Origin of the sequence: Streptomyces sp. BBFR2 (genome assembly GCF_044497305.1) — a bacterium.
In the GTDB taxonomy this organism is placed as follows: Bacteria; Actinomycetota; Actinomycetes; order Streptomycetales; family Streptomycetaceae; genus Streptomyces.
In genome coordinates this window covers 4,512,941-4,535,412 of record NZ_CP172415.1, presented here as the reverse complement: position 1 = coordinate 4,535,412, position 22,472 = coordinate 4,512,941, and the positions used below count along the sequence as shown (strand labels likewise).

21 protein-coding genes and 1 tRNA gene are annotated in these 22,472 nt (G+C 75.0%); 2 read left to right on the top strand and 20 right to left on the bottom strand.

All coding sequences use genetic code 11. The features are described from left to right. Window positions 1-20: 20 nt before the first annotated feature. Window positions 21-437: an SsgA family sporulation/cell division regulator gene (locus ACGH2B_RS18460; protein WP_399090590.1), complete on the bottom strand. Its 417-nt coding sequence runs from the start codon at window positions 435-437 to the stop codon at window positions 21-23. A gap of 594 nt (window positions 438-1,031) precedes the next feature. Here ACGH2B_RS18460 and ACGH2B_RS18455 point away from each other — a divergent pair. Then, window positions 1,032-1,105, top strand: a tRNA-Lys gene (locus ACGH2B_RS18455). A gap of 50 nt (window positions 1,106-1,155) precedes the next feature. On the opposite strand, the gene ACGH2B_RS18450 is transcribed toward ACGH2B_RS18455, so the two are convergent. The 12 genes from ACGH2B_RS18450 to ACGH2B_RS18395 form a co-directional block, all read right to left on the bottom strand. Next, window positions 1,156-1,923, bottom strand: a complete 768-nt coding sequence (locus ACGH2B_RS18450) for a class F sortase (protein ID WP_399090587.1) — start codon at window positions 1,921-1,923, stop codon at window positions 1,156-1,158. Continuing rightward, complete coding sequence (locus ACGH2B_RS18445) at window positions 1,913-2,149, bottom strand: hypothetical protein (RefSeq protein ID WP_399090584.1); 237 nt, start codon at window positions 2,147-2,149, stop codon at window positions 1,913-1,915. Before ACGH2B_RS18445 ends, ACGH2B_RS18450 begins: the two co-directional genes overlap by 11 nt. Window positions 2,150-2,268: 119 nt before the next feature. Next, complete coding sequence (locus ACGH2B_RS18440) at window positions 2,269-3,048, bottom strand: HAD-IIA family hydrolase (protein ID WP_399090581.1); 780 nt, start codon at window positions 3,046-3,048, stop codon at window positions 2,269-2,271. Between the two features lie 120 nt (window positions 3,049-3,168). Then, window positions 3,169-4,233 carry a 2-aminoethylphosphonate ABC transporter substrate-binding protein gene (locus ACGH2B_RS18435; protein WP_399090578.1) on the bottom strand — a complete coding sequence of 355 codons (1,065 nt, stop codon included), beginning with the start codon at window positions 4,231-4,233 and terminating at the stop codon, window positions 3,169-3,171. A gap of 32 nt (window positions 4,234-4,265) precedes the next feature. Beyond that, window positions 4,266-5,063 carry an ABC transporter permease gene (locus tag ACGH2B_RS18430; protein WP_399090575.1) on the bottom strand — a complete coding sequence of 266 codons (798 nt, stop codon included), beginning with the start codon at window positions 5,061-5,063 and terminating at the stop codon, window positions 4,266-4,268. After that, a complete protein-coding gene (locus ACGH2B_RS18425; protein ID WP_399090572.1) occupies window positions 5,050-5,976 on the bottom strand; it encodes a 2-aminoethylphosphonate ABC transporter permease subunit in 927 nt (308 codons plus the stop codon). Before ACGH2B_RS18425 ends, ACGH2B_RS18430 begins: the two co-directional genes overlap by 14 nt. Beyond that, window positions 5,969-7,063, bottom strand: coding sequence for an ABC transporter ATP-binding protein (locus ACGH2B_RS18420; protein ID WP_399090569.1), 1,095 nt, complete (start codon window positions 7,061-7,063; stop codon window positions 5,969-5,971). Before ACGH2B_RS18420 ends, ACGH2B_RS18425 begins: the two co-directional genes overlap by 8 nt. After that, window positions 7,060-7,770, bottom strand: a complete 711-nt coding sequence (locus tag ACGH2B_RS18415) for a phosphonatase-like hydrolase (RefSeq protein WP_399090566.1) — start codon at window positions 7,768-7,770, stop codon at window positions 7,060-7,062. The genes ACGH2B_RS18420 and ACGH2B_RS18415 overlap by 4 nt, the downstream gene beginning before the upstream one ends. Next, window positions 7,767-8,888: a TIGR03364 family FAD-dependent oxidoreductase gene (locus tag ACGH2B_RS18410; RefSeq protein WP_399090563.1), complete on the bottom strand. Its 1,122-nt coding sequence runs from the start codon at window positions 8,886-8,888 to the stop codon at window positions 7,767-7,769. Before ACGH2B_RS18410 ends, ACGH2B_RS18415 begins: the two co-directional genes overlap by 4 nt. Window positions 8,889-9,288: 400 nt before the next feature. Next, window positions 9,289-10,059 (bottom strand): GntR family transcriptional regulator, encoded by a 771-nt coding sequence (locus tag ACGH2B_RS18405; RefSeq protein WP_399090560.1) that lies wholly within the window; start codon window positions 10,057-10,059, stop codon window positions 9,289-9,291. Between the two features lie 369 nt (window positions 10,060-10,428). Further along, window positions 10,429-10,581, bottom strand: coding sequence for a hypothetical protein (locus ACGH2B_RS18400; RefSeq protein WP_399090557.1), 153 nt, complete (start codon window positions 10,579-10,581; stop codon window positions 10,429-10,431). A 1,270-nt stretch (window positions 10,582-11,851) separates the two neighbouring features. Beyond that, window positions 11,852-13,054, bottom strand: a complete 1,203-nt coding sequence (locus tag ACGH2B_RS18395; protein ID WP_399090554.1) for an ROK family protein — start codon at window positions 13,052-13,054, stop codon at window positions 11,852-11,854. Window positions 13,055-13,109: 55 nt separating this feature from the next. Between ACGH2B_RS18395 and ACGH2B_RS18390 the strand changes: the two genes are divergently transcribed. Continuing rightward, window positions 13,110-14,237 carry a Gfo/Idh/MocA family oxidoreductase gene (locus ACGH2B_RS18390; protein ID WP_399090551.1) on the top strand — a complete coding sequence of 376 codons (1,128 nt, stop codon included), beginning with the start codon at window positions 13,110-13,112 and terminating at the stop codon, window positions 14,235-14,237. 471 nt (window positions 14,238-14,708) lie between these two features. On the opposite strand, the gene ACGH2B_RS18385 is transcribed toward ACGH2B_RS18390, so the two are convergent. The 7 genes from ACGH2B_RS18385 to ACGH2B_RS18355 all read right to left on the bottom strand — a co-directional run bounded on the left by ACGH2B_RS18385 (window position 14,709) and on the right by ACGH2B_RS18355 (window position 22,339). Then, window positions 14,709-16,511 (bottom strand): choice-of-anchor A family protein, encoded by a 1,803-nt coding sequence (locus tag ACGH2B_RS18385; RefSeq protein ID WP_399090548.1) that lies wholly within the window; start codon window positions 16,509-16,511, stop codon window positions 14,709-14,711. A gap of 403 nt (window positions 16,512-16,914) precedes the next feature. Further along, complete coding sequence (locus ACGH2B_RS18380) at window positions 16,915-17,772, bottom strand: fumarylacetoacetate hydrolase family protein (RefSeq protein ID WP_399090545.1); 858 nt, start codon at window positions 17,770-17,772, stop codon at window positions 16,915-16,917. A gap of 310 nt (window positions 17,773-18,082) precedes the next feature. Continuing rightward, a complete protein-coding gene (locus ACGH2B_RS18375) occupies window positions 18,083-18,841 on the bottom strand; it encodes a YidC/Oxa1 family membrane protein insertase (protein ID WP_399090542.1) in 759 nt (252 codons plus the stop codon). Between the two features lie 356 nt (window positions 18,842-19,197). Next, window positions 19,198-19,512, bottom strand: coding sequence for a DUF6412 domain-containing protein (locus ACGH2B_RS18370; protein ID WP_399090539.1), 315 nt, complete (start codon window positions 19,510-19,512; stop codon window positions 19,198-19,200). A 207-nt stretch (window positions 19,513-19,719) separates the two neighbouring features. After that, window positions 19,720-21,294, bottom strand: coding sequence for a sodium:solute symporter (locus ACGH2B_RS18365; RefSeq protein ID WP_399090536.1), 1,575 nt, complete (start codon window positions 21,292-21,294; stop codon window positions 19,720-19,722). Beyond that, window positions 21,291-21,524, bottom strand: a complete 234-nt coding sequence (locus ACGH2B_RS18360; protein WP_399090533.1) for a DUF3311 domain-containing protein — start codon at window positions 21,522-21,524, stop codon at window positions 21,291-21,293. Before ACGH2B_RS18360 ends, ACGH2B_RS18365 begins: the two co-directional genes overlap by 4 nt. A 44-nt stretch (window positions 21,525-21,568) precedes the next feature. Continuing rightward, the gene (locus ACGH2B_RS18355) at window positions 21,569-22,339 is read right to left on the bottom strand and encodes a class E sortase (RefSeq protein WP_399090530.1); all 771 of its coding nucleotides are present in this window, start codon (window positions 22,337-22,339) and stop codon (window positions 21,569-21,571) included. Window positions 22,340-22,472 lie beyond the last annotated feature (133 nt).

The window sequence follows — 22,472 nt, the reverse complement described above, 5'->3', positions numbered from 1 at the left end:
TCGTCACAGTCATCGCCGTCTCAGCACTTCCCCGCCAGCAGCCGGGCCAGGTGGCTGTCCAGCTCCAGGTAGCGGTCCTCCTGGCCGGGCGGCACGATCGCCGTCGTCTGCTCCAGCCAGGCGGCCAGTTCCGTGGCCCGCACCGACAGTTCGCAGACGCTGTCGTCGCTGAACAGCTCGATGTGGACCCGGCGCCGCCCGACCGGCCCCGTGGGCCACACCCGTACGTCCCCCTCGCCCTGCTCGCCATGTACCCCGCCCAGCAGCAGCTCCCGGGCGAACACCCAGGTCGCGGCGGTGACACCGCGGGTGATGAAGTCGACCTCGACCTCGTACGGCCGGTCGCTGCGGTAGCTGAAGCGGCCCGCCACCGGCACCTCGTCGTCCGGACCGAGCAGCAGGGACATGTCGAGGGTGCGCTTGGCTGTCGACACCATGACGATCAACCTTTCCGTGGGAGGGACGGTCCCGGCGGACCCGGGTGGGGTGCGCGTCTAAGCAGACGTGAGGCGGCGTTACGGGGTTGCAGGTAGCGGGCAACGAGTGACGGAGGCCATCGCTCCGGATAGCTGGTGACGGGCGCCCCGGGGGCGTCGGCGCGGCGGGGCCGTCGGGTGTGACGGCGCGCCGGGGCGGGCACGGAGGGCCTCATCCGGCCCGCCGGAACCGCAGCTTGATGTGCCGTCACCGCCGTCGCCTTTCGTCCGCTCGCGCCTGGCCCCGCTCCCGTCCCAGCCTCGCAAGGGGCGCCCCGGGCCGCATGTCGGCCGTCCGGCCAATGGCGCAACGCCGTGATCTTGATCCTCACAGACGGTGGCGGGCGGCCCACCTGCCGAAGGTCCCGAGAGCGCGGGACTTTCGCCCGCCCGGCCGGTCGCGTCCGCCGGCCGGAGGTCGGTCGCGTCCGCCGTCCGGGTCGGTCGCGGCCGTGTGACGCACCTCACCGCCCGTGGAGGCATGAAAAGGCCGCGGAGGGTCCGAGGTGGTCAAAGGCGCCCGGGAAGGTCGTGTAAAGTTCTTCAGGTCAGCAGGCGCCGCTAGCTCAGTTGGTTAGAGCAGCTGACTCTTAATCAGCGGGTCCGGGGTTCGAGTCCCTGGCGGCGCACAGACAGGCGAAAGGCCCCCACTTCGGTGGGGGCCTTCGTCGTATGTCCGTCATTCCGCGTATCTCCGTCCTTCCACGCCTCGGTGTGCGGTGCCGTCGGTCCCGTAGCCGCTCAGGGTGGCGGAGACGACGGCGGTCGGGGCGGCGGGGCCGCGGGTGATCAGGCGGAGTTCGGGGCGGTGCGGGGTGCGGGCGGCGGTGGCCTCGGCGGGCAGGGGCGCGTCCCGGGGGTGGGGCCGGACGTCCCGCACCGTGAAGCGGGCGGTGGTGCCGTCGGCGCGGCGGACGTCCACCCGGGCGCCGGGGGTGAGGTGGGCCGCGCCCCCGGCGGCGGGGCCCCGGCCGAGGAGGACCGCGACGCCCGGGGTGCCGGGCTGCGGCCCGGAGGCGTACCAGCCGGGCGGGCCGTCCTCGGAGGCGGCCGGGGCGGCGGTGCCCGGGGGGCCGGGGGTGAGCGGTACGTGCAGGCCGAGGGCGTGGACGGTGAGGGTGCGCGGGGCTCCGGCGGTGGTGGCGGGCAGCGATGGGCGGGCGCGGAGGGCGGCCGGGCCGGGTGGGCGGCCGGCGGCGGCGATGTCGCCGGTGGCGGTGAGCCGGGCGACGGCGGTGTCGCCGCCCCAGAGCCAGAGACCGAGCAGCAGGACCGCCCAGGCGGCGCCGGTGAGCCGCCGGGCGGGCGCGGGTGCGGGCTCTGCGTGGCCGTGGGCGGGTGCGGGTTCCGTGCGGGTGCGGGCGGGCGCCGGGGCCGTACGGACGGGGGCGGGGGTGGGCCGCGTACGGGTGCTGAGGGGTGGGGCGGGGAGCGGCTCAGTTGTCATCGGTGCCGCCGCTCTGGCGCTCGCGGCGGATGCGCAGCCGGAGCCGGAGCAGTTGCCCGGCGATGATCAATATCGCGCCGCCGGCCAGGACCAGGCCGACCGCTTGGGGGCCGCTCGTCTCGGCGGCGGTGCCGCTCGCGGCGGGGTGGGCGGTTGCCGCCGTCGCGGCGCCTCCCGCCGCGCAGACCAGGAGGGCGGCACAGAGGGTGAGCAGTAGCGTGCGCATGGTGAACCTCCGCATACTCCGAAGGTCCGCCCGTGCGGGGGTGTCCGCATCCGGGGCGCGGCGGCGGTGCCCCGTTCAGGTGAGCGGGGCCCGGCGCCTCTCGCCGGGCCCCGGCTCCGTCAGATCAGGTCGACGAGGTCCGCGATGGAGTCGACGACGCGGGAGGGGCGGAAGGGGTGGCGTTCGACCTCTTCGGGGCGGGTGAGGCCGGTGAGGACGAGGAAGGTCTCCATGCCCGCCTCCAGCCCGGCGACCACGTCGGTGTCCATCCGGTCGCCGATCATCGCGGAGCTCTCGGAGTGGGCGCCGATGACGTTGAGGCCGTGGCGCATCATCAGCGGGTTGGGCTTGCCGACGAAGTACGGCTCGACGCCGGTCGCCTTGGTGATGAGCGCGGCGACCGAACCGGTGGCGGGCAGCGCGCCCTCGGCGGACGGGCCGGTCTCGTCCGGGTTGGTGGCGATGAAGCGGGCGCCGTCGTTGATCAGCCGGATCGCCTTGGTGAGCGCTTCGAAGGAGTAGGTCCTGGTTTCGCCCAGAACCACGTAATCGGGTGCGTGGTCGGTCAGGACGTAGCCGATGTCGTGGAGCGCGGTGGTCAGGCCCGCCTCGCCGATGACGTAGGCGGTGCCGCCGGGGCGCTGGTCGTCCAGGAACTGCGCGGTGGCCAGCGCGGAGGTCCAGATGGACTCCCAGGGGACGTCGAGGCCGATGCGGCTGAGCCGGGCGTGCAGGTCGCGCGGGGTGTAGATGGAGTTGTTGGTCAGGACGAGGAAGGGGCGGCCGGATTCGCGCAGCCGCTTGATGAAGGCGTCCGCGCCGGGGACGGGGATGCCCTCGTGCATCAGGACGCCGTCCATGTCGGTGAGCCATGACTCGATCGGCTTGCGCTCTGCCACTGCCGGACTCCTGCCGTACGTGTTGACCTGGGGCGCCGACGCTATCCCGCCGGCGCCTGCACGCCCAGCCTACGGGCGGACGGGACGGGGCCGCGGGCGCCCCGTCCCGGTGGGGCCCGGTCAGCCGCCGGTGGCCTTGCGCCAGGCGTCGAGGTAGCCGGGGAGGTTCTTGTCGATGTCCTTCCAGTCGGGCTCGAAGATGTCGACGCCCTTCATGAGGGCGGACAGTTCCTTGGCGTGGGCGTCGGTGGCCTTGACGTCCTGGCGGGCGGCGAAGCCGCCGCCGATCGCGGAGACCTGACGCTGGACGGGTTCGGAGAGCAGGTGGTCGAGGAACTTCTTGGCGTTCGCGGTGTGCGGGGCGTTCTTGACCAGGCCCGCGGCGTACGGCAGCGCGAAGGTGGAGGGCTTGGCGCCGGGCTTCGCCGCGGGGAAGAAGATGCCCTGGTGCGGCAGGGACTTGGTGTTGGCGTAGTTCATCTGCACATCGCCGTTGGCGACGAGGAGTTCGCCCTTGTCGGTCCTGGGCGCGAGCTGGCCGGTGGAGGAGGACGGGCCGACGTTGTTGGTCTGGAGTTCCGCGAAGTACGTCATGGCCGCGTCGGTGGAGCCGAAGTCGTGCAGCGCCTTGACGAGGACGGCGGTGCCGTCGCCGGCGACGCCCGGGGTGGAGTACTGGAGCTTGCCCTTGAGCTTCGGGTCGAGCAGGTCCTGCCAGGTCTTCGGGGGCTTCGGCAGTTCCTCGCTGTTGTGGATGAAGCAGAAGTAGTTGTTGACGACGGAGGTCCAGCGGCCGGCCGGGTCCTTGTCCCCGGCGGCGACCTGTTCGGAGCCCTTGGGGCGGTACGTGGCGAGCAGCCCCTTGCCGTCGGCCTGCTGGATGAACGGCGGGAGGGTGACGACGACGTCCGCCTGGGTGTGGGACCGCTCGCGGGCCAGGCGCTGGACGGCAGCGCCGGAGCCGCTCTCGACGTAGTTGACCTTGATGCCGGTCTTCTTCTCGAAGTCCTTGAAGACCTGGTCGTAGAAGCCGTCGCCCTTCTCGCCGCGGAGTCCGTCGGCGCTGTAGACGGTGATCTCCTTGGCGTTCGGGTCGGCGGAGGTGCCGCAGGCGGTGAGGGCGGCGGGCAGGACGAGGAGGGCGGCGCAGGCGGCGAGCGGGGCGCGGCGGGGGCGGTGGCGCATGGCGGGGCTCCAGGAGGGACGGGTCCGGCCGGTCAGCGGAAGGCGGCGCGGGTGCGGAGGCGGGAGACGGCGAGGAGGGCCAGGAGGGTGGCGGCCATCAGGACGACGGCGAGGGCGGCGCCGGCGAAGAGGGCGCCGCGGTCGGTGGTGGCGAAGATCTGGACCGGCAGCGGCATCCAGTCGGGCGGGTAGAGCATCATCGTGGCGCTCAGCTCGCCCATGGACAGGGCGAAGCAGAGTCCGGCGGCGGCGGACAGCGACGGCAGCAGCAGCGGGAGCTTGACCCGCCACAGGACGTACGCGGGGCGGGCGCCGAGTCCGGCGGCGCTCTGTTCGTAGACCGGGTCGAGGCGGGTGAGGGCGGCGCCGACGGACTGGTGGGCGAAGGCGGTGACCAGCACCGTATGGGCGATGATCACGATCTGCGGGGTGCCGTTGAGGAGCAGCGGGGGCTGCGAGAAGGCGACCAGCAGGGAGAGTCCGACGACGACGGACGGGACGGCGAGGGGCAGCAGGAACAGGCCGTCCAGGACGCGGCGGGCGCGGCGGGGCAGCCGTTGGGCGGCGAGGGCGGCCCAGGTGCCGGCGGTCAGCGCCAGGGCGCTCGCGGCCAGCGCGGTGACGGCGCTGGTCAGCAGTGCGTCGGCAAAGTCGCCGTGGACCGCGTCGCGGTAGTGGGCGAGGGTGACGCCCGTGGGCAGGGCGCCGCTCCAGGCGGTGGCGAACGACGCGGCGACGATGACCAGCAGCGGCAGCGCGAACAGCGGCAGGAAGAGCAGCCAGAACACGGCGTGCGCGCTCCGGCGGGCGGCCTTGCTATGCAGCAGCACGGCGGTGACCTCCGGCTGCGGTACGCGCCATGACGTACCGGTAGAGGGCGTACAGGGCGACGGAGAGGGCGACGTTGACGACGGCGACGACGCAGGCGCCGGTGTAGTCGCCGTCGAGGATCGCCTTGGTGTAGACGAGGACCGGGAGGGTGACGACGCCCTTGGCACCGGTGAAGAGGACGATGCCGAACTCGTTGAGGCACATCACCAGGACCAGCGCGCCGCCCGCGGCGAGCTGCGGCAGCGCCTCCGGGAGGATCACCGTCCGCACGATCCGCGCCGGGCGGGCGCCGAGCGAGGCGGCGGCCTCCAACTGGCCGGTCTCCATCTGGGCGAAGGCGGCGAGCAGCGGGCGCATCACGAACGGCGTGAAGTAGGTGACCTCGGCGAGCAGCACGCCCCACGGGGTGTGCAGGAAGTCGAAGGGGCCGCTCGCCGCGCCGGTGACGTTTGTCCACAGGCCGTTGGCGACGCCGACGGTGCCGTAGAGGAAGAGGAGGGCGAGGGTGATGAGGAAGGAGGGGAAGGAGAGGAAGACGTCGATGAAGCGGGCGACGGCCCGGCCGCCGGGGAACGGCACGAACGCGATGATCAGCGCGAGGACCGAGCCGAGGACGACCGCGCCGGCGGTGGCGCCCGCCGCGATCCCCACCGTCGTGACCAGCGCGTCGCGGAACGACGCCTCGGCCAGGACCTGGGCGTACGGCGCGGTGGAGCGCCCGCCGCCCTCCGGGGAGAAGGACTGCCACACCACCAGGGCCAGTGGATGGAGGAAGACCAGCGCGAGGGCGGCGACCGGCGGCAGCGCCCGGAGCGCGGCACCGGAGCGGCGGGCGGGGCGCCTGCCGGGGGCGCGGACCGCTTCGGGGGGCGCCCCCGTCGTCGCCGGGCGGGTGGTGGTCGCGCTAGACATCGGCACCGCCGGTGAGCTGCGCCGGGACGAGGACCGCGTCGCCGGGCGCGAAGTGCAGGGCGATGTCCGTGCCGACGGCCGGGGGTTCGCGCAGTTCGCGGACGTCGGCGAGGACGCGGTGGCCGCAGACGTCGGCGGTGAGGCGGTGGGTGGCGCCGCGCCACTGGATGCCGGTGAGGGTGCCGCGCAGGGTGTTGGCGTCCGCGGCGGGCGCCGCGCCGACGCCGACGAGGTGCGGGCGGACGCAGAGGGTGGCGGTGGCGCCGGGGGCCGCGTCGCCGGTGGGGACGGTCAGCCGCTGTCCGGCGAGGTCCACGCCGTCGTCGGCGACGGTGACCGGCAGCAGGTTGGCGGTGCCGACGAATGACGCGGTGAACGCGGTGCGCGGGCGGCGGTACAGCTCCTGCGGGGTGCCGCAGTCCTGGAGCCGGGCGGCGTCCATCACGGCGATCCGGTCGGCCAGCGTCAGCGCCTCGACCTGGTCGTGGGTGACGTAGAGGATCGTGACGTCCGGCAACTCGCGGTGCAGCCTGGCCAGTTCGCCCATCATGTCGGAGCGGAGGGTGGCGTCGAGGGCGGAGAGCGGTTCGTCGAGGAGGAGGACGCCGGGGCGGATGGCGAGGGCGCGGGCGAGGGCGACGCGCTGCTGCTGGCCGCCGGAGAGTTCGCGGGGGTGGCGGTCGGCGTAGCCGGCCATGCCGGTCAGCTCCAGCGCCTCGCGCACCCGGGGGCCGATCCCGGCGCGCGGCGCCTTCTGCGCCTTGAGGCCGAAGGCGACGTTGTCGGCGACCTTCATGTGCGGGAAGAGCGCGTAGTTCTGGACGACGGTGCCGATGCCGCGCTTGTACGGCGGCAGGTCGGTGACGTCGCGGCCGCCGATCAGGATCCGGCCGCGCCGCGGGGTGACGAAGCCGCCGACGGCGCGCAGCGCGGTGGTCTTGCCGGAGCCGGAGGGCCCGAGCAGCGCCATGAACTCGCCCGGTTCGACGGTCAGATCGAGGCCGTCGAGGACGACGGTGTCGCCGTAGGCGACGTGGACGCCGTCGAAGCGGATGCCCGACGGGGGCGCCGCCTGCGCCGCCGTCATGTCACCACCCCGAGCAGTGCGGGCAGTTCGGCGACCGAGCCGAGGACGTGGGTGGCGCCCGCCTGAGTCAGCCGCGCCGCGTCGTGGGCGCCGGTCAGCACCCCGGCGACGACGGACGCTCCGGCGCGGCGACCGCTGAGCATGTCGTACGAGGTGTCCCCGGCGACCGCGATCCGGGCCACGTCGTGGGTGGCGCGGGTGCGCAGCAGCGCGGTGAGGACCATATCCGGGCAGGGGCGGCCGCGGCCGGCGTCGGCCGGGCAGAGGGTGAGGGCGGCGAGGTCGTGCCAGCCGAGCGCGGTGAGGATCGCGTCCTGGGTGACGCGGGCGAAACCGGTGGTCAAGACGGTGGTGAGCCCGGCGGCGGTGCACGCCTCGACGGCCTCGCGGGCGCCGGGCACGGGCGCGATCAGGCCCTCGCCGACGAGTTCGCCGTACGCGTCCTCGAAGGCGGTGTTGGCGCGCCGGGCGGCGTCCTCGTCGCCGAAGAGGTGGCGGAAGACGGAGATCTTGGATTCGCCCATGGTGGCGCGGACGTGGTCGAGCATGGCGGCGTGTTCGTCGCTGCCGGGGGCCACGCCGAGGTGGCGGGCGGCGGCGTCGAAGGCGCGCTCGACCAGGCCGTCGTCGGCGACGGTGGTGCCGGCCATGTCGAGGACGACGAGTTCGGTGGCGTACGGGGAGTGTGCCGAGGTCACGGTGGTCACCAGCCCAGTTCGTTCGCGGTCTGTTCGGCGATGGCCGGGGAGCAGGTCATTCCGCGTCCGCCCGGCCCGGTCACCAGCCATACGCCGTCGCGCACCTGCCGGCGGTGGACGACGCGGGAGGTGTCGGTGCACTGGGCGTAGACGCCGGCCCAGCGGCGGCGGACGGCCGGCAGCGGGCGGCCGAGGATCTTCTCGACGACGCCGGTGAGGTGCGTGTACGGGTCCTCGACGACGTCGAAGCCGAACGGCGTCTCGTACTCGTGGGTGTCGCCGATGGTCAGTCCGCCGTCGGCGCGCTGGACCATCAGCAACTGCATCTTGTGCGCGGCGGCGGTCGGCGTCTGCCGCTGGACGGCGGCGAGCGCGTCCAGCGCCTCGCCCGCGTAGGCGGGGTAGTAGCGGAAGCTGTCGGCGTCGGCGACGGAGGTGGTGAGCCGCTCGCCGAGCGGGTCGGTCTGCATCATCTGCAGGCGGACGCGGCGGACCGGCAGGTCGGGGGCGAGTTCGCGGACGAGTCCGCCGAGCCAGGCGCCGGTGCACAGGAGGACGGCGTCGCCGTGGTGGACGTCGCCGTGGTCGTCGCGGACGGCCCGGCCGTCGGTGACGTCGCGGACCTCGCGGCCGCCGAGGTAGGTGTAGCGGCCGGAGGCCAGCAGGGCGTCCTTGAGGGCGCGTTGGGCGACGCGGGGTTCGACGGCGGCGTCCCGTTCGCACCACAGGGCGCCGAGGAAGTCGCCGCGCAGCGCCGGGTTGATCTCACGGGCGGCGGCCGCGTCGAGGAGGGCGTAGCCGCGGTCGGCGGCGTCCGGGCGGCGGGTGGCGGCCTCGGCGACGGCACGCTCGGCCTCGTTCATGACGACGCTGAGCGATCCGGTGGCGCGGAACCCGATCCCGGGGACGCGGGCGCCGATCTCCTCCCACAGCTCCCGGGCGCGCAGCGCGGTGGCCAGCTCCTCACCCCCGGCCCGGCCGCTGACCCAGATCTGCCCGAAGTTACGGACCGAGGCGCCGCGGGCCTCGGCCTCCCGCTCGATGTGCAGGACCTCGTGGCCCCGCTCGACTGCCTGCCAGGCGTGCATGGTGCCCAGCACCCCGGCTCCGACGACTATGACTCGCATGCCGCAGACGCTCGCGGCGACGAGTGACCCTGAACGGTCGCTTCGGCGACGGGGGTGTGAACGGGGCTGCAATGTTGGACTAGACCCGTTATTTGTTTGTGATGTTGGGGGTGGGCGGGCTGCCGGGCTCGGAGGCGGGCCGGGGCGCCGATTCGGTCGAGGGGTTGGGGGCGGTGGGCGGCTGCGGTGGCTGGGGGCGCGGATTGCGGGGTGGCGAGGTGGGCTGCCGCGGCTCGGTGGCCGGGGTGTGGCGATTCGGCCGGGCGTTGGGGTGGTTGTTCGCTTCGGTGGCCGGTGGCCGGTGACCGGGTGGCGGTCGCGGGACGGCGAGGTGGGCCGCCGCGGCCCGGTGGCCGGAGACCGGTGTCGTGGCCCCTGGTCCGGTGGCCGAGGGCCGGTGTCAGTCGCCGGTGCCCGGGTTCAGGTGGGTGGTGAAGGAGAAGCGGTCACCGCGGTAGAGGGAGCGGACCCGTTCCAGGGGCCGGCCCTCGGTGTCCCGCGAGAACCGGTGGATGAGCAGCATCGGCAGGGCGCCGGGCGTCCCGATGAGCAGCGCCTCCCGCGGGGTGGCGAGCACCGTCTCCAGCCGCTCGTCGGCGTCCCCGAATCCGATGCCGAGTTCCTCGTGGAGGTACGCGTAGAACGACGAGTCGGGCGCGAACGCGGTGTCCAGATCCGGAACCCGCGCCACCGCCACGTACGTACTCTCCAGCCCGACCCGCTCGTCGTCGGCGAGGAGCACCCGCTCCATGTGCCAGACCGGGTCCCCGGCGGTGAGCCCGAGATCGACGGCGAGGAGCGGCGGGCACGGGAAGCGGTCCAGCCCGATGAGCTGCCGTCCCGGGCGGCGCCCCTGGTTGCGGACGCCCTCGGTGTAACTGGCCAGCGAGAGCGGCTGCTCCAGCTTCGGCCCGGCGACGACGGTGCCACGCCCCAGCCGCCGCAACCGCCCCTCCAGGATCAGCTCCCGCAGCGCCTGCCGCAGCGTCTCCCGCGACACCTCGAACCGCTGCGCCAGCTCCCGCTCGGCGGGCAGCGGCTCCCCCTCCCCCAACGTGTCGAGCAGCGCCGCGATACCGACCTTCGCCGCGTAGTACTTCGGTATGCGCCCATGCTCGGGAATACCGGACCGGACGGGCGCGCCAGGCTTCTGGCCGTACGGAAAATCCACGGCGCGATCCTCGCACGGGCGGTGCGGAGCGATGCGGGGCACGGTGGGGCGCCGGTGGAGCGGGAGGTGGGTTACGGACGGTTCGACCTGCGGTGGAGCGGGAGCGGAGGTGGCGGTGGGGCGGGCAGCCAGGGGGAGTTCGGCTGCGGGGAGGAGGAATTGGGGAGGGCGTCGCGCGGAGGCGGGAGCGGGGGGAGCGAACCAGAAGGGCGGGGGGGCGGAAGCCGGGAAGGCGGGACCCGGGACCCGGGTGGCCGGGGCCCGGGAGGCCGGGGCCCGGGAGGCCGGGAGCCGGGAGGCCGGGACCCAGGAGGCCGGGAGCCGGGGCCCTCGGTGGGCCGAGCGGATGTGGCCGGTCCGGGTGGTGGTTCAGCCGCGGAGTCGCCGGGCGGCCGCGAGCAGTCCGGCGCCGCCCAGGAAGAGGACCGCGGCGGCGGTGGCGAGGGCGGGCATCGGCCCTTGCCCCGCGTCGGCCAGCTCCTGTGACCGGCCGGGCCGGGCGCGGTGCGGCGCCGGGGACACATCGGCTGGCCGGTCCCGGGTGGCCCGTACGTGGTGGCCAGCGGCCCGAGACCTGGTGTACGGGCCCGTCTCCCCGGAGTGGGCCGCCGCCGGGGCGCGGACGGCCGGAGCTGCATGCGCCGGAGCCGCATACGCCGAAGCGGCGCCGGGCGGAGCCTCGGCGGCCACCGCGAGAGCCGGGGCGATGGCACAGGCGGCGACCGGCAAGACCCCGGTGAAGATCACCCGGAATGTACAGCCCGGAACCCACCGGACGGCTCCGGGAAGCCGGGCGGGATCGGCGCGACGAGCAGGATCGACGCGGTGGGCGGCGCCGGTCGTAGCCGCGGGCCGCCGGGTGGGGTCGAGGACGGCGCCGGACGGACCGTACGGAACGGTCGCGGGCGAGGCCGGGCCTGCGGCGGGCGAGGCTGGGCCTACGGCTGCCGCGGCCGGGCCTGCGGCGGGCGAGGCTGGGCCGGTCGGGATCCCAGCGGGCGGGGGTACGGCCGGAGCGTACGGAGCAGTCGCGGGCGAGGCCGGCGCTACGGCGGACGCGACCGGAGCTGCGACGGGCGAGGCCGGGCCGGTCCGGGCGGCAGCGGGTACGGCCGGGCCATACGGAACGGCCACGGGCGAGGCCGCACCTGCGACGGGCGAGGCCGCGCCGGTCAGGGCACCAGCGGGCGCAGGTACGGGCGCGGGCGCAGGTACGGGCGCGGGCGCGACCGGAGTGTGCGGCGGCTCGGTGGTGCGTACGGGCGGTTCGGTCGCCCCGGTGGGCGGGGGCTCGGGTGGGTGTGTCGCCATGACAGTCCTTCGCTGCTCGCCGGCCAGGGCATACGGCGACGCGGCCCCCGGCCACCACGCGCCGTATGCGCCGGACCCTGCCACGGCGGACGGCCGCCACCGGGAGGCCGGGCGCGTGTGCACCCGACCAGCCGCCGGATCCCGCCCTATCAGATGACTTTCCGTCAGGGTGGGTGTGTGCGGGAGCGAGAGCCGCCGGGGCGCGCGTTCACCGTCATATGCGAACGGAGACCGCCGGTGGGAGGAGCCGGGTAGTCGCCGTCGGTCCGAGGTCTCGGTCTCCACGGAAGCCCGGAACCTCCGGCACCGTGGGCTGTCCCGGAAGCCCCGCCCGTTCCGGCCTGGAGACGCGCTGCTCCCGCCCCGTTCTGGGCCTGGCTCCATTCCGGCCATGGGGCCGCCCCTCCTGGAGCAGAGCCACTCCCAGGCCCCCTGCTTGGGCACGAGTCCCCGCCGCGAGCCCCTTCAGGAACGGCGCCCCTTACCTAGCCGCGAATTGCCCGGCGTCCATGGGCCGTTGCAGGCCGATCGCGCCCGATGCGGCGCCGAAGAGGGGGTCGAGTATCAGGTGGGCGGCGCCTTCTGCCGCTGTCCAGGGGGTGCCGGCCGGGGCGACCGTCACCGGTGGGGACGAGGTGCCGCGGGTGGTGGCACGGTCCGTCAGCTCCTGGGTGACGCCGTGGAGGAAGACGTCCGGGTGTGCGGCGATCGTGCGGCCGCCGAGCAGGATGCGGTCGATGTCCAGCAGCTCCACGAGGTTGGCGGCGCCGACGCCCAGCGCGCGGGCCGCGCCGGGCAGGTCGTCACGGGCGAGCGCCGCCAGACACAGCGCCTCCACACAGCCACGCCGGCCGCATGCGCAGTGCGGGCCGTCCCACCACACCACCTGGTGGCCGAACTCCCCGGCGCCGGTGCGCGGCCCCCGGTACAGGGCGCCGTCCAGCACCAGCCCGGCGCCGAGGCCCGTCCCCAGGTGCAGGTAGGCGAACGAGCCGGGGCGGTCGGGGCCGTGGGTGAGGGCTAGAGCGGCGGCGTTGGTGTCCTTGTCGACGACGACCGGCAGGCCCAGCCGCTCGGCCAGGGCGTCGCGCAGCGGGAAGCCGTCCCACCCGGGGGCGCCGGTCACCCGGCGCAGCACCCCGGTGGTGTGGTCTAGCGGGCCGGGGCAGGCGACGCCGACGCCCAGCACTCCGGGGGCGTCGGCCGCCGTACGGACCGCGGCGACCTGCCGCTCCACGGCGGTGAGGACCGGCTCGGCGCCCGCGGTGAGGTCGAGCGGGGCGCGGCGTACCTCCACCGGGGCGCCCGCGAGGTCGGCGAGGACGACGACGGCTTCGTCCCGGTCGAGGTGGATGCCTATGGCGTGGCGGGCGCCGGGGACGAGGCGCAGCAGGGTGGCGGGCTTACCGCCGGTGGAGGCGCGGCGGCCCGCCTCCGCCGCGAGGCCGTCGGCGCGCAGCCGGGCGGTGATCTTGCTGACGGCCTGCGGGGTCAGCGCCGTGCGGGCCGCCAGCTCCAGGCGGCTGACGCCTTCCTCCCCCGCCGCCCGCAGCAGGCCGAGGACGAGCGCGGCGTTGTGCCCGCGCAGCGCGGGGAGGTTGAAGCCGGCCGCGGCACCGGCGGCGTAGGAAGCGGCGGCCGTCGCTCCGGGGTGCTCCGGCGGCTCGTGGTCGTAGCTGGTCACGTCTGCATTGTCCCCAGCCCTTGCACTTCGGAAACACTGTTGCTTAAGTGGATTCATGAGCGACTTCCCCGGCACCCCCGCACCCCCGGCCCGCGACGGCGCCCCGCTCCGCGTCGGCCTGATCGGTTACGGCCTGGCGGGCTCGGTGTTCCACGCCCCGCTGATCGCCGCGACCGAGGGCCTGGTGCTGGACACCGTCTCGACCCGCAGTCCCGAGCGGCGGGCGCAGGCCCGTGCGGAGCATCCCGGGATACGGACGGCCGCGGGCCCCGAGGAGGTCCTCGCCCGCGCCGGTGAGCTGGATCTGATCGTGCTGGCGACGCCCAACAAGACGCATGTGGCGCTGGCGTCCGCCGCGCTGGAGGCGGGCCTGCCGGTGGTGGTCGACAAGCCGCTCGCCGCCACCGCCGCGGAGGCCGACCGTCTCGCGGCGCTCGCCGCCGACCGCGGTCTGCTGCTCTCCGTCTTCCAGAACCGCCGCTGGGACAACGACTTCCGCACGGTGCGCAAGCTGCTCGACGAGGGGGCGTTCGGCGAGGTCCGGCGCTTCGAGTCGCGCTTCGAGCGGTGGCGGCCACTCCCGAAGGGCGGCTGGCGCGAGTCCGGTGACCCGGCGGAGATCGGCGGTCTCCTCTACGACCTCGGCAGCCATCTCGTCGATCAGGCGCTGACGCTCTTCGGCCCCGTCGCGTCCGTCCACGCCGAGTCCGATGTGCGGCGCCCCGGCGCGGAGGCCGACGACGACACCTTCTTCGCGCTCACCCACACCAGCGGGGTCCGCTCCCATCTGTGGGTGAACGCCGCTGCCGCCCAACTGGGCCCGCGCTTCCGGGTGCTGGGCAGCGAGGCCGGATATGTGAAGTACGGCCTCGACCCGCAGGAGGCGGCGCTGCGCGCGGGCGCCCGTCCCGGTACGGAGGGCGCGGCCTGGGGTGTGGAGCCGGAGTCCGCGTGGGGCCGTCTCGGTGCCGGGGAGTCCCCGCAGAGCGGGGGCGGTACGCCGGTCCCGACGCTGCCCGGTGACTATCCGGCGTACTACGCGGCGGTGGCGCGGGCGCTGCGCGAGGGCGGCCGCCCTCCGGTGACGGCGACGGAGGCGGCGGACGCGCTGCGGGTCCTGGAGGCCGCGAAGCTGTCGGCGGCCGAGGGCCGCACCGTCCGGATCGGGATACCCGACGCCTGAGAGCGGGCCCGGAGCCAGGACCCGCACCCGAGCCCGGGCCTATCGGGGCCGAGGAGCCGGGGTCGGACCTCCACGTCCGGGTGACCGGAGTCGGACCTCCCAGGTCCGGGTGACCGGAGTCGGATGCCCGGCCTGGACTCCGCGGGCCGGGCGTCCGGCCCGGCCTTCCCAGGTCCGGGTCGCCAGGGCCGGTCTTCCCAGGTCCGGGCGGCCGGAGGCCGGCATCCGGGCGGCCGGAGTCGGGCGTCCGGGCCCTGGGCACCCGGGCCGGGCACCGCGCCCGCAGGGGCCGAGCCCGAGCCGTCAGGCCCGTATCCGCCGCCCAGTGGAAAGCCCTGCTCGGCCCCCGCCCCGCCGCGCTGCCTCTGACCTCTGCTCCTTGCCCGCCAGCCATGCCGGGGCCCCGGTCACGGCTGTGACCGGGGCCCCGGGTGAGGGGCGGCCGGGCTCAGGGGCCGGCCGACGGGGGGATCAGTTGGTGCGGCGGTTGCGGATGAACAGGATGAGCGCCGCTCCGATGACCAGCGCGCCGGTGGCGGAGCCGATCAGCCAGGGATTGCTCGCACCACTGGCGGCCAGCTCGTCGTCACCGTGTCCATAGCCGTGACCATGACCACCTCCGTGACCACCTCCGTGACCTCCGCCATGGCCGCCGCCGTGACCTCCGCCATGGCCGCCGCCGTGGCCGCCGCCGTGGCCGCCGTCACCACCGCCGGAGCCGTGGCCGTGGCCGCCACCGCTGGTCCCGCCGTCACTCCAGCCCCCGTGGCCGTCGCTCGGCGAGGCGCTGGGGTGCCCGGACGGGTGCCAGGTGGGCTCTGTGGGATGGTCGGTGGGCTCGGTGGGGTAGCCGGTCGGCTCCGTCGGGTAGCCGGTGGGCTCGGTCGGCGTCGCCGTCGGCTCAGTCGGGTACCCGGTGGGCTCGGTCGGCCGGCTCGTCGGCTCCGTCGGACCGGTGGTCGGCTCGGTCGGGCGACCGGTCGGCTCCGTCGGACGTCCCGTGGGCTCGGTCGGCCGGCTCGTCGGCTCCGTGGGACCGGTCGTCGGCTCCGTCGGTGTCGCCGTGGGCTCCGTCGGCGTGGCCGTGGGCTCGGTCGGCGTCGCCGTCGGCTCAGTCGGTGACGCGGTCGGCTCGGTCGGCGTCGCCGTCGGCTCGGTCGGTGACGCGGTCGGCTCCGTCGGCGTGGCCGTCGGCTCCGTCGGTGACGGTGTCGGGGACGGGGTCTGGGCGCAGTCGGGGAGGTCGCCGGTGAAGGGGTAGTTGTGGAATTCCGAGCCGCTGGTGCCCAGGTGGTCCAGGGAACCGGCGGTGAAGAAGCGGCCGTTCATACCGGGGACGGTGACCGTCGTCAGGCTGGACTGCGGGCCGACCAGGACGGCGCCCTGGAACTGCGCGCTGCCCTTGAAGGTGACCGACGTCGCGTCCGGGAAGTTCCAGAGCAGCCGCTCGCGGATGCCGGTCGGCTGGAGGTCGTGGCCGATGTAGGTGCTGATGGTGCGGCTGGTGCCGAGCATGTTGACGAGGACGGTCGCGCCGTCGGGGATGTTCTCGAAGGCGATGCCCTGGTCACCGCCGCTCGCCGACGCGATGTCGAAGTCGACGTTGAAGACCTGGAGCTGCGAGGTGCCGTCGCCGCGGAAGAGCGTCTGGTAGCCCTGGTTGACGGCGGTGCCCGTCGCGGGGCGCTGCTCCCCGCCGACGCGGGCGTAGCACACGCTGGACTCGGTCAACTGTCCGCGCAGGTTGCGGTAGGGGTCGGCCGCCGCCGGGTCGTGCACGGCGCTCGGGCTGACGGTCCCGCTGAGCGTCCCGCCGTACTTGACCACACCGGAGGTGGAGCCCTCCTCGGCGAGGAGGCGCTGGCCCGGTGCGATGGTGACGTTGTTGCCGACGGTGAGGAAATCGGAACCGTTCGGCGGGGGGACCCGCGAGCCGACGCCGACCACGCCGACGTTGTAGACGCCCGAGCCGCCGGTCTTGTTCATGGAGAAATCGCCGAGGGTGACGATCTTGCCCTCGGCCTCGGCGGCCGAGCCGCCGACGCGGTAGTCACCGCCCACGTAGATGTTGATGTTCTCGTCCCGGCCCGCGATCGGGCCGTTGTTCGGGTCGTTGTAGGAGCCGGGGCAGCCGCTCCCCAGGCAGGGGCCGAGCCCGCCCGGCAGGGGATCGGCGAACACCACGGCGGCACCGAGCCCCAGCAGTGCGGCGAGCGCCGTACCGACCAGGGCGGCCAGCGCCGCCCTCAACCATCTTTTCTGCTTTCCTGGCATGCCGGGCACTATGCGGAGGACATCCGCGCGCGCGGATGAGCACCCGGGCGCGTCGCCGAAAACCGACCGGCAGATGGGCCCCGGAGGGACCATCTGCCGTAGCGACACGCCCGGGCACCACATCACGGACCACGCCGGGCCTCACCCGCCGGAGCACGTGGCGCGCGGCTCACCCCGGACCACGTGGTCCGGCCTCCGGACCGCGCGCCCCGGGCACGGACTCAGACCGCCCGCCCCGGGCCGGCACCCCGTCAGGCAACGCCTCTCAGAGGCGAAACCTTGGCCAACGCCCCGCCGGACAGCGCCCCCTGCGCACCCCGCCGGGGCTCCCCGGGCCCCTGTCCGGCCCCCGGCACCCCTCCGGACAACGCGCCCCGAGGCCGGTGCCCCGCCGCCTCCCGTCTCAGGCGTCCTTGAGCTGCTGGCGCTGGCGGCCCAGGCCGTCGATCTCCAGCTCGACCACGTCGCCCGCCCGCAGGTACGGCTTGGGCTCCGGCTGGCCCATCGCCACGCCCGCCGGGGTGCCGGTGTTGATGACGTCGCCCGGGTACAGCGTCATGAACCGGCTGACGTACCGGACGGTCTCGGCCACCGGGAAGATCTGCTCGGCGGTGGTGCCGCGTTGCCGCAGTTCGCCGTTGACCCACAGCCGCAACCCGAGGTTCTGCGGGTCGGGCACCTCGTCGGCGGTGACCAGCCAGGGGCCCAGCGGGTTGAAGGTCTCGCAGTTCTTGCCCTTGTCCCACTGGCCGCCGCGCTCGATCTGGAAGGCGCGCTCGGAGACGTCGTGGGCGATGGTGTACCCGGCGATGGCGGCGCGCGCCGCGTCGTCGTCCGGGAGGTAGCGGGCGGTGCGGCCGATGACGACGGCCAGTTCGACCTCCCAGTCGGTCTTCTCCGCGCCCCGGGGCACCAGCACCGTGTCGTCGGGGCCGACGACCGTGTCCGGTGCCTTCAGGAAGATGATCGGCTCCTCGGGGACGGCCGCCCCGGTCTCGCGGGCGTGGTCGTGGTAGTTCAGCCCGATGCACACGACCTTGCCGATCCGGGCGACGGGCGGGCCGGTGCGCAGCCCCGCCGCGTCGAGGGCGGGCAGTTCGCCCGTACCGGACGCCGTACGGATGCGGGCGAGTGCCGCCTCGTCGGCGAGCAGTGTCCCGTCGATGTCCGGCACCAGCGCGGAGAGGTCGCGCAGGACCCCGTCCGCGTCGAGCAGCGCCGGGCGTTCCGCCCCTGTCGGTCCGACACGCAGCAGCTTCATCGGTACCACTCCCGTGGTCGAAGGTCGGCCCGGAAGGGTCCTCCCGGGCCGGCCGATGGGGACGGCCATCGAGCAATTGGCCGATCGTCCAAGAACCCCGCCCACTCCGCAAGACCCCCGTCCACGTACTGGAACACGGGGCCGGAAAGCGTTCCCGTACGGGAACGGCGTACGGCATGAGGGCCGAAACCGTGCCCGCACAGGAACAGGACACCGCTCGGGGCCGGGAGGTGTTCCCGTACGGGAACGGTCGGGGGCGCGGCCAGCGGCCCGTCCCGGCGCGGGCGGCGGCCGTCCCGGTCAGGTCCGGTCAGGTCCGGGCGGGCACCGCGTCCGGCCGGACGTCGCCGTCCGGGTCCGCGGCGGGCCGGTCGCGGTGGAGGAGGGCGCGTTCGCAGGCCGTCCAGGCGGTGGTGGTGACGACGTACAGCGCGGCGGCGAGCGGCACCACGGCGACGGTGAGCAGCGTGGCGTACGAGAGCAGCGGCAGCGCCTTGGTCAGGGCCGCGCCGCCCGGCAGCGCGGGGGCGGTGGCCTCCGGCCGGCGGGCCGCCGCGGTCCGCGCCCGCCGGACGTTCCAGGTGGCGACGGCTCCGACCAGTGCGAACAGGCCCAGGTAGACCAGACCGTGCGGGCCGAACGGGCCACCGTCGGCCAGCGCCTGCGTGAAGTGGCCGCCGAGCGGCGCCCCGAGGAGGGTGTGGCCGAGCAGCCCGGCGCCGCCGGTGGAGAAGAGGTGGTACATCACGAAGAAGACGGGCAGTTGGAGCAGCGACGGCAGGCAGCCGGCCAGCGGGGAGGCGCCGGTCGTGGCGTACAGCTCGGTGGTGGCCCGGCGCAGCTTCTCCGGATCGTTCCTGTGCTTGCGCTGCAGGGCGGTGAGCTGCGGGGCGAGGGCGGCGCGGGCCCGTTCGCCGCGGGCGGCGGCGCGGGCGAGCGGATGGAGTGCGGCGCGGACCGCGAGGGTGCACAGGACGATGGCGGCGGCCGTGGCCGAGGCGCCGAAGAGCGGGGTGAGCGCCTCGGCGCCGTGCGCCAGCAGCGTGCCGAGCGGACCGAAAACAGACATGGGTGAGCCCTCCACGGGTCTCGTCGTGCCGGATGGGGAAGCGGCGTGACGGGCCGTGCGGGACGCGGGTGCGGGTGCCCTGGCCGGATCGCCGGTCCGGCCGCGCGCGGAAGGCCCGTGGGTACGGGCCGGGCGATGCGGTCGGAACGGTCCCGGCGACGGCCGGGCGCTGTGGGCGAAGCCGTGCGCTCACGGAGCGGTTCCGGGATCGGGAGGGCGCGCCGGAGGGCGTAAGCGCGGGCCTCACCCGGTACGGGCGGTTCCCGGCGGCGTCGCCGTGGCGGGCTCTTCCGGATACGGGCCGGGCTCCGCGAACGGGCCCGGCGGGCGGCGGTGCGGGCGGCTGCCCGGTGCGTCTACGCGGCCGTCGGGAGGGCGCGGCCGGGTGCCCGGGGCCGCGGGCGGCCCGCGGCGTCCGGATCGCGTTGCGGCAGGAAGGCGGTGCGCCGTTCACGGTCCCGGATCGCGGTACGGACCCGGCCCGGCGGCATCGGCCGGGCGCATCCGGCGAGGAGCCCGAGGAGGAACGCCCGGCACAGCAGCAGGATGGCGCCGGTGGTCGCGGCGGCCGTGAGCGCGGTGGCCAGGCCGCTCTCGGCCAGCAGCAGTCCGACGACGAGGAGGGTCAGGGCGGAGGTGTGGAGCCGCCAGATCTCGGCGATACGGGCCACCGGGCGCCTCCTCACGGCCGTCGGTCACCGCACCGGAACCCGGCGCGGCCCGCGCCACGGCGGCGCGGGGTCTGTCGTCGCGGCCAGGGTAACCAGGGGGCGGGCGGTTCGGGCGACGGGCGGCCGGGCTGTGGCACGGGCCACGTCGGGGCACGGGCCGGTCCCCCGGAACTCAGGCCCGGCGCGCGGCCCCGCCCCGCTCCCCCGTCACCCGGCCTTCGCCGCCGTCTCCCCCGCGCCGGTCCGCTCCCCCGCCCTCGGGAACTCGTCGTCCAGCGCCAGCACCTCGGTGTCCGGGCGGGGGTCGCGGGCGCGCGGGCCGAAACGGGTGACGGTGAGGGCGACCGCGACGTTCAGGGCCAGGGCGAGCAGGCCCGCGTTGACGCCCCAGAGGGGATCGTGGCCACTGAAGACCGCCCCGCAGACGAGGGCGATACCGGCCACCGCTCCGGAGACCGCCGCCTGCCAGGTCAGCCGTCGCCACACCAGACCCAGCAGCAGCATCGGCACGAGTTGGGCCATGCCCTCGTACGAGATGAGGGAGAGGCGGACGAGGGTCTGCGGGGCGAAGTAGGTCAGGAGCAGCGCGAGGGTCCCGGCGGCGACCACGACAAGCTGCGACCAGCGTTTCTGACGCCGCCCGGCCGGGCCGTCGAGCGGCGGCTCCGGGCCCGTGCCCGCCCCGCCGCCGGACCGCGCGCCGAACACGCTGCGGCCCCACATCGTGCCGATGACCAGCATGAACACCGCCATCGGGACGATCGAGGAGAGCGCCGCGGCGACCCCGATGACCCCGACCGCCCAGGCCGGCAGGGAGTCCGTGACGAGCTTGAAGAGCGCCAGGTCGGACGCGGCGCCGGTCAGCCCCGGCACCACGAACAGCGCCGCCATGCCGAGCGCCACCGGCACGAACAGCAGCACGTTGTACGCCGGCAGATAGACGGCGTTACGGCGCAGGGTGTCGGCGCTGCGGGCGCCGAGGTAGCCGGCGACGGTGGTCGGGAAGATCACCACGGTCAGGGAGTTGACGACGGTGGTGGAGATGAACCAGCCCTGGCCGAGACCGCCCGACTCGTGCCCGGGGAACGTCAGCCACTGCGGCTTCTCGGCGACCACCCGGTGGACGAAGTCGCCGTACCCGTCGAAGTAGTGCAGCGGCACGTAGACGACGAGGAAGCCGAGGGTGGCGATGACCAGGACGTCCTTGAGGACGGAGACCCAGGCGCTGCCGCGCAGTCCGCTGACCACGACGAAGGTGGTGGTCAGCGCGAAGCCCAGGAAGTAGGCCCAGTTGAGGCTGATCGCGCCGTAGGAGATCGTCGAGACGACCACGCCCATGCCGGTGATCTGGAGCTGGATGTACGGCAGCAGGCAGACGGTGGCGAAGAGGGCGACGGCGGTGCCCAGCCAGGGGCGGCCGTAGCGGTGGGCGACGATGTCGGTGATGCCGACCAGTCCGTGGCGCCGCGCGTACGCCCAGAGCATCGGCCCGACGACGTAGCCGAGGGCGTAGCCGCAGGACATGTACGCGATGACGTAGAGGACGGGGGCGCCGAAGCGGTAGCCCCAGCCGGCGGCGCCGAGGTAGCTGAAGCTGGTGTAGCTCTCACCGGCCATCAGCACCCAGATGAAGACGGTGCCCAGACTGCGGCCGCCGACCGACCACTCGGCGAGCCCGCGTTCGCGGCGTCCGCCGCGGCGGGCGCGGACCGCCAGCAGGCCCAGCGCCAGGGTCAGCGCCATGAAGACGCCGAAGACGGAGGTGGCGACGGTGGCCTTCATCGCTGCCCCCGCCGCAGGTCACCGCGGCGCGCCAGCCACACCGCACCCGGTGTCGCGACGGTCGCCAGCAGCATCCAGGAGAAGAGGAACGGCAGCCCGAACACCGTCGGCGTGAGCCGGTTGACCAGCGGCAACGCGACGAGGAAGAGGACGTAGGGCAGCAGCAGCCACAGCAGCGCCGGGCGCTTGCGGGAGCCCGGGGGCACGCCGCCGGGTGTCTGGTTTCGCACGGGGCGAGAGCTTAGGCGCTCCCCCGCGCCCGGCGGCAGGCACGTCAGCGCGGCTCGGTGCCGCGCAGCACCGCCCAGACGATCAGCCGGTACGTGGAGGTGAACTCCGGCGTACAGGTCGTCAGGGTCAGGTACGCGCCCGGGGCGGTGAAGCCGTACGCGGGGTGGACGGTGCTGCGCGGTACGGGCGCGAGGACGCCGGTGTCGCCGGGGGTGGTGCGGGGCAGCACGGCGCGGACGGTGTACGTGTGGACGGCGTCGGCGGTGTCGATCCGGACGGTGTCGCCGGGCCGCACCCGGTCGAGGTGGCGGAACGGCTCGCCGTGGGTGTTGCGGTGCCCGGCGAGCGCGGTGTTTCCGGCGCCGCCGGGCTGCGCGGTGCCCCGGTAGTGCCCCACGTACCCCTTGTCGAGGACGGCGGCGCGGCCGGTGCCCTCGGCGACCGGGACGGCCAGACGGAGCCGGGGGATACGGAGGACCGCGTACCCGGCGTCCGGACGGGGCGGCGGCGCGGGCCGGGCGGCCGCGCGGGGCGCGGTGGTGTCCGGTGCGGGCCCGGTCGCCGGTGCGGTACCGGTGGCTCCGGCGGGCGGCGGGGCGGGCGGGTGCTCCGGGCGGGCCCACCGGCGTTCCAACTGCCCGACGCGGTCCCGCGCGGCGTCCCGCGCCTGCCGGTTGGTCCACCAGAGCTGATGGACGACGAGCAGCAGCAGGACCACCCCGCACGTGACCACCGCCTCGGCGGCCACCCGCACCGCCCGCACCGGCGCCCGCCGCCCGCGCACCGCGACCGCCCGCTCCCAGGACCCCTGCACGCGGGCACGGTAGACGGTGCGGACGGAGGTCACCAGGGGTGCGGACGGGTGCGGGACGCCCGCTTCCGCCGGGCGCGGGGCGGACCCGGCCGCGCCACCGGGCCCGGGCGATCACGCACGGGCGCGGCGCGGG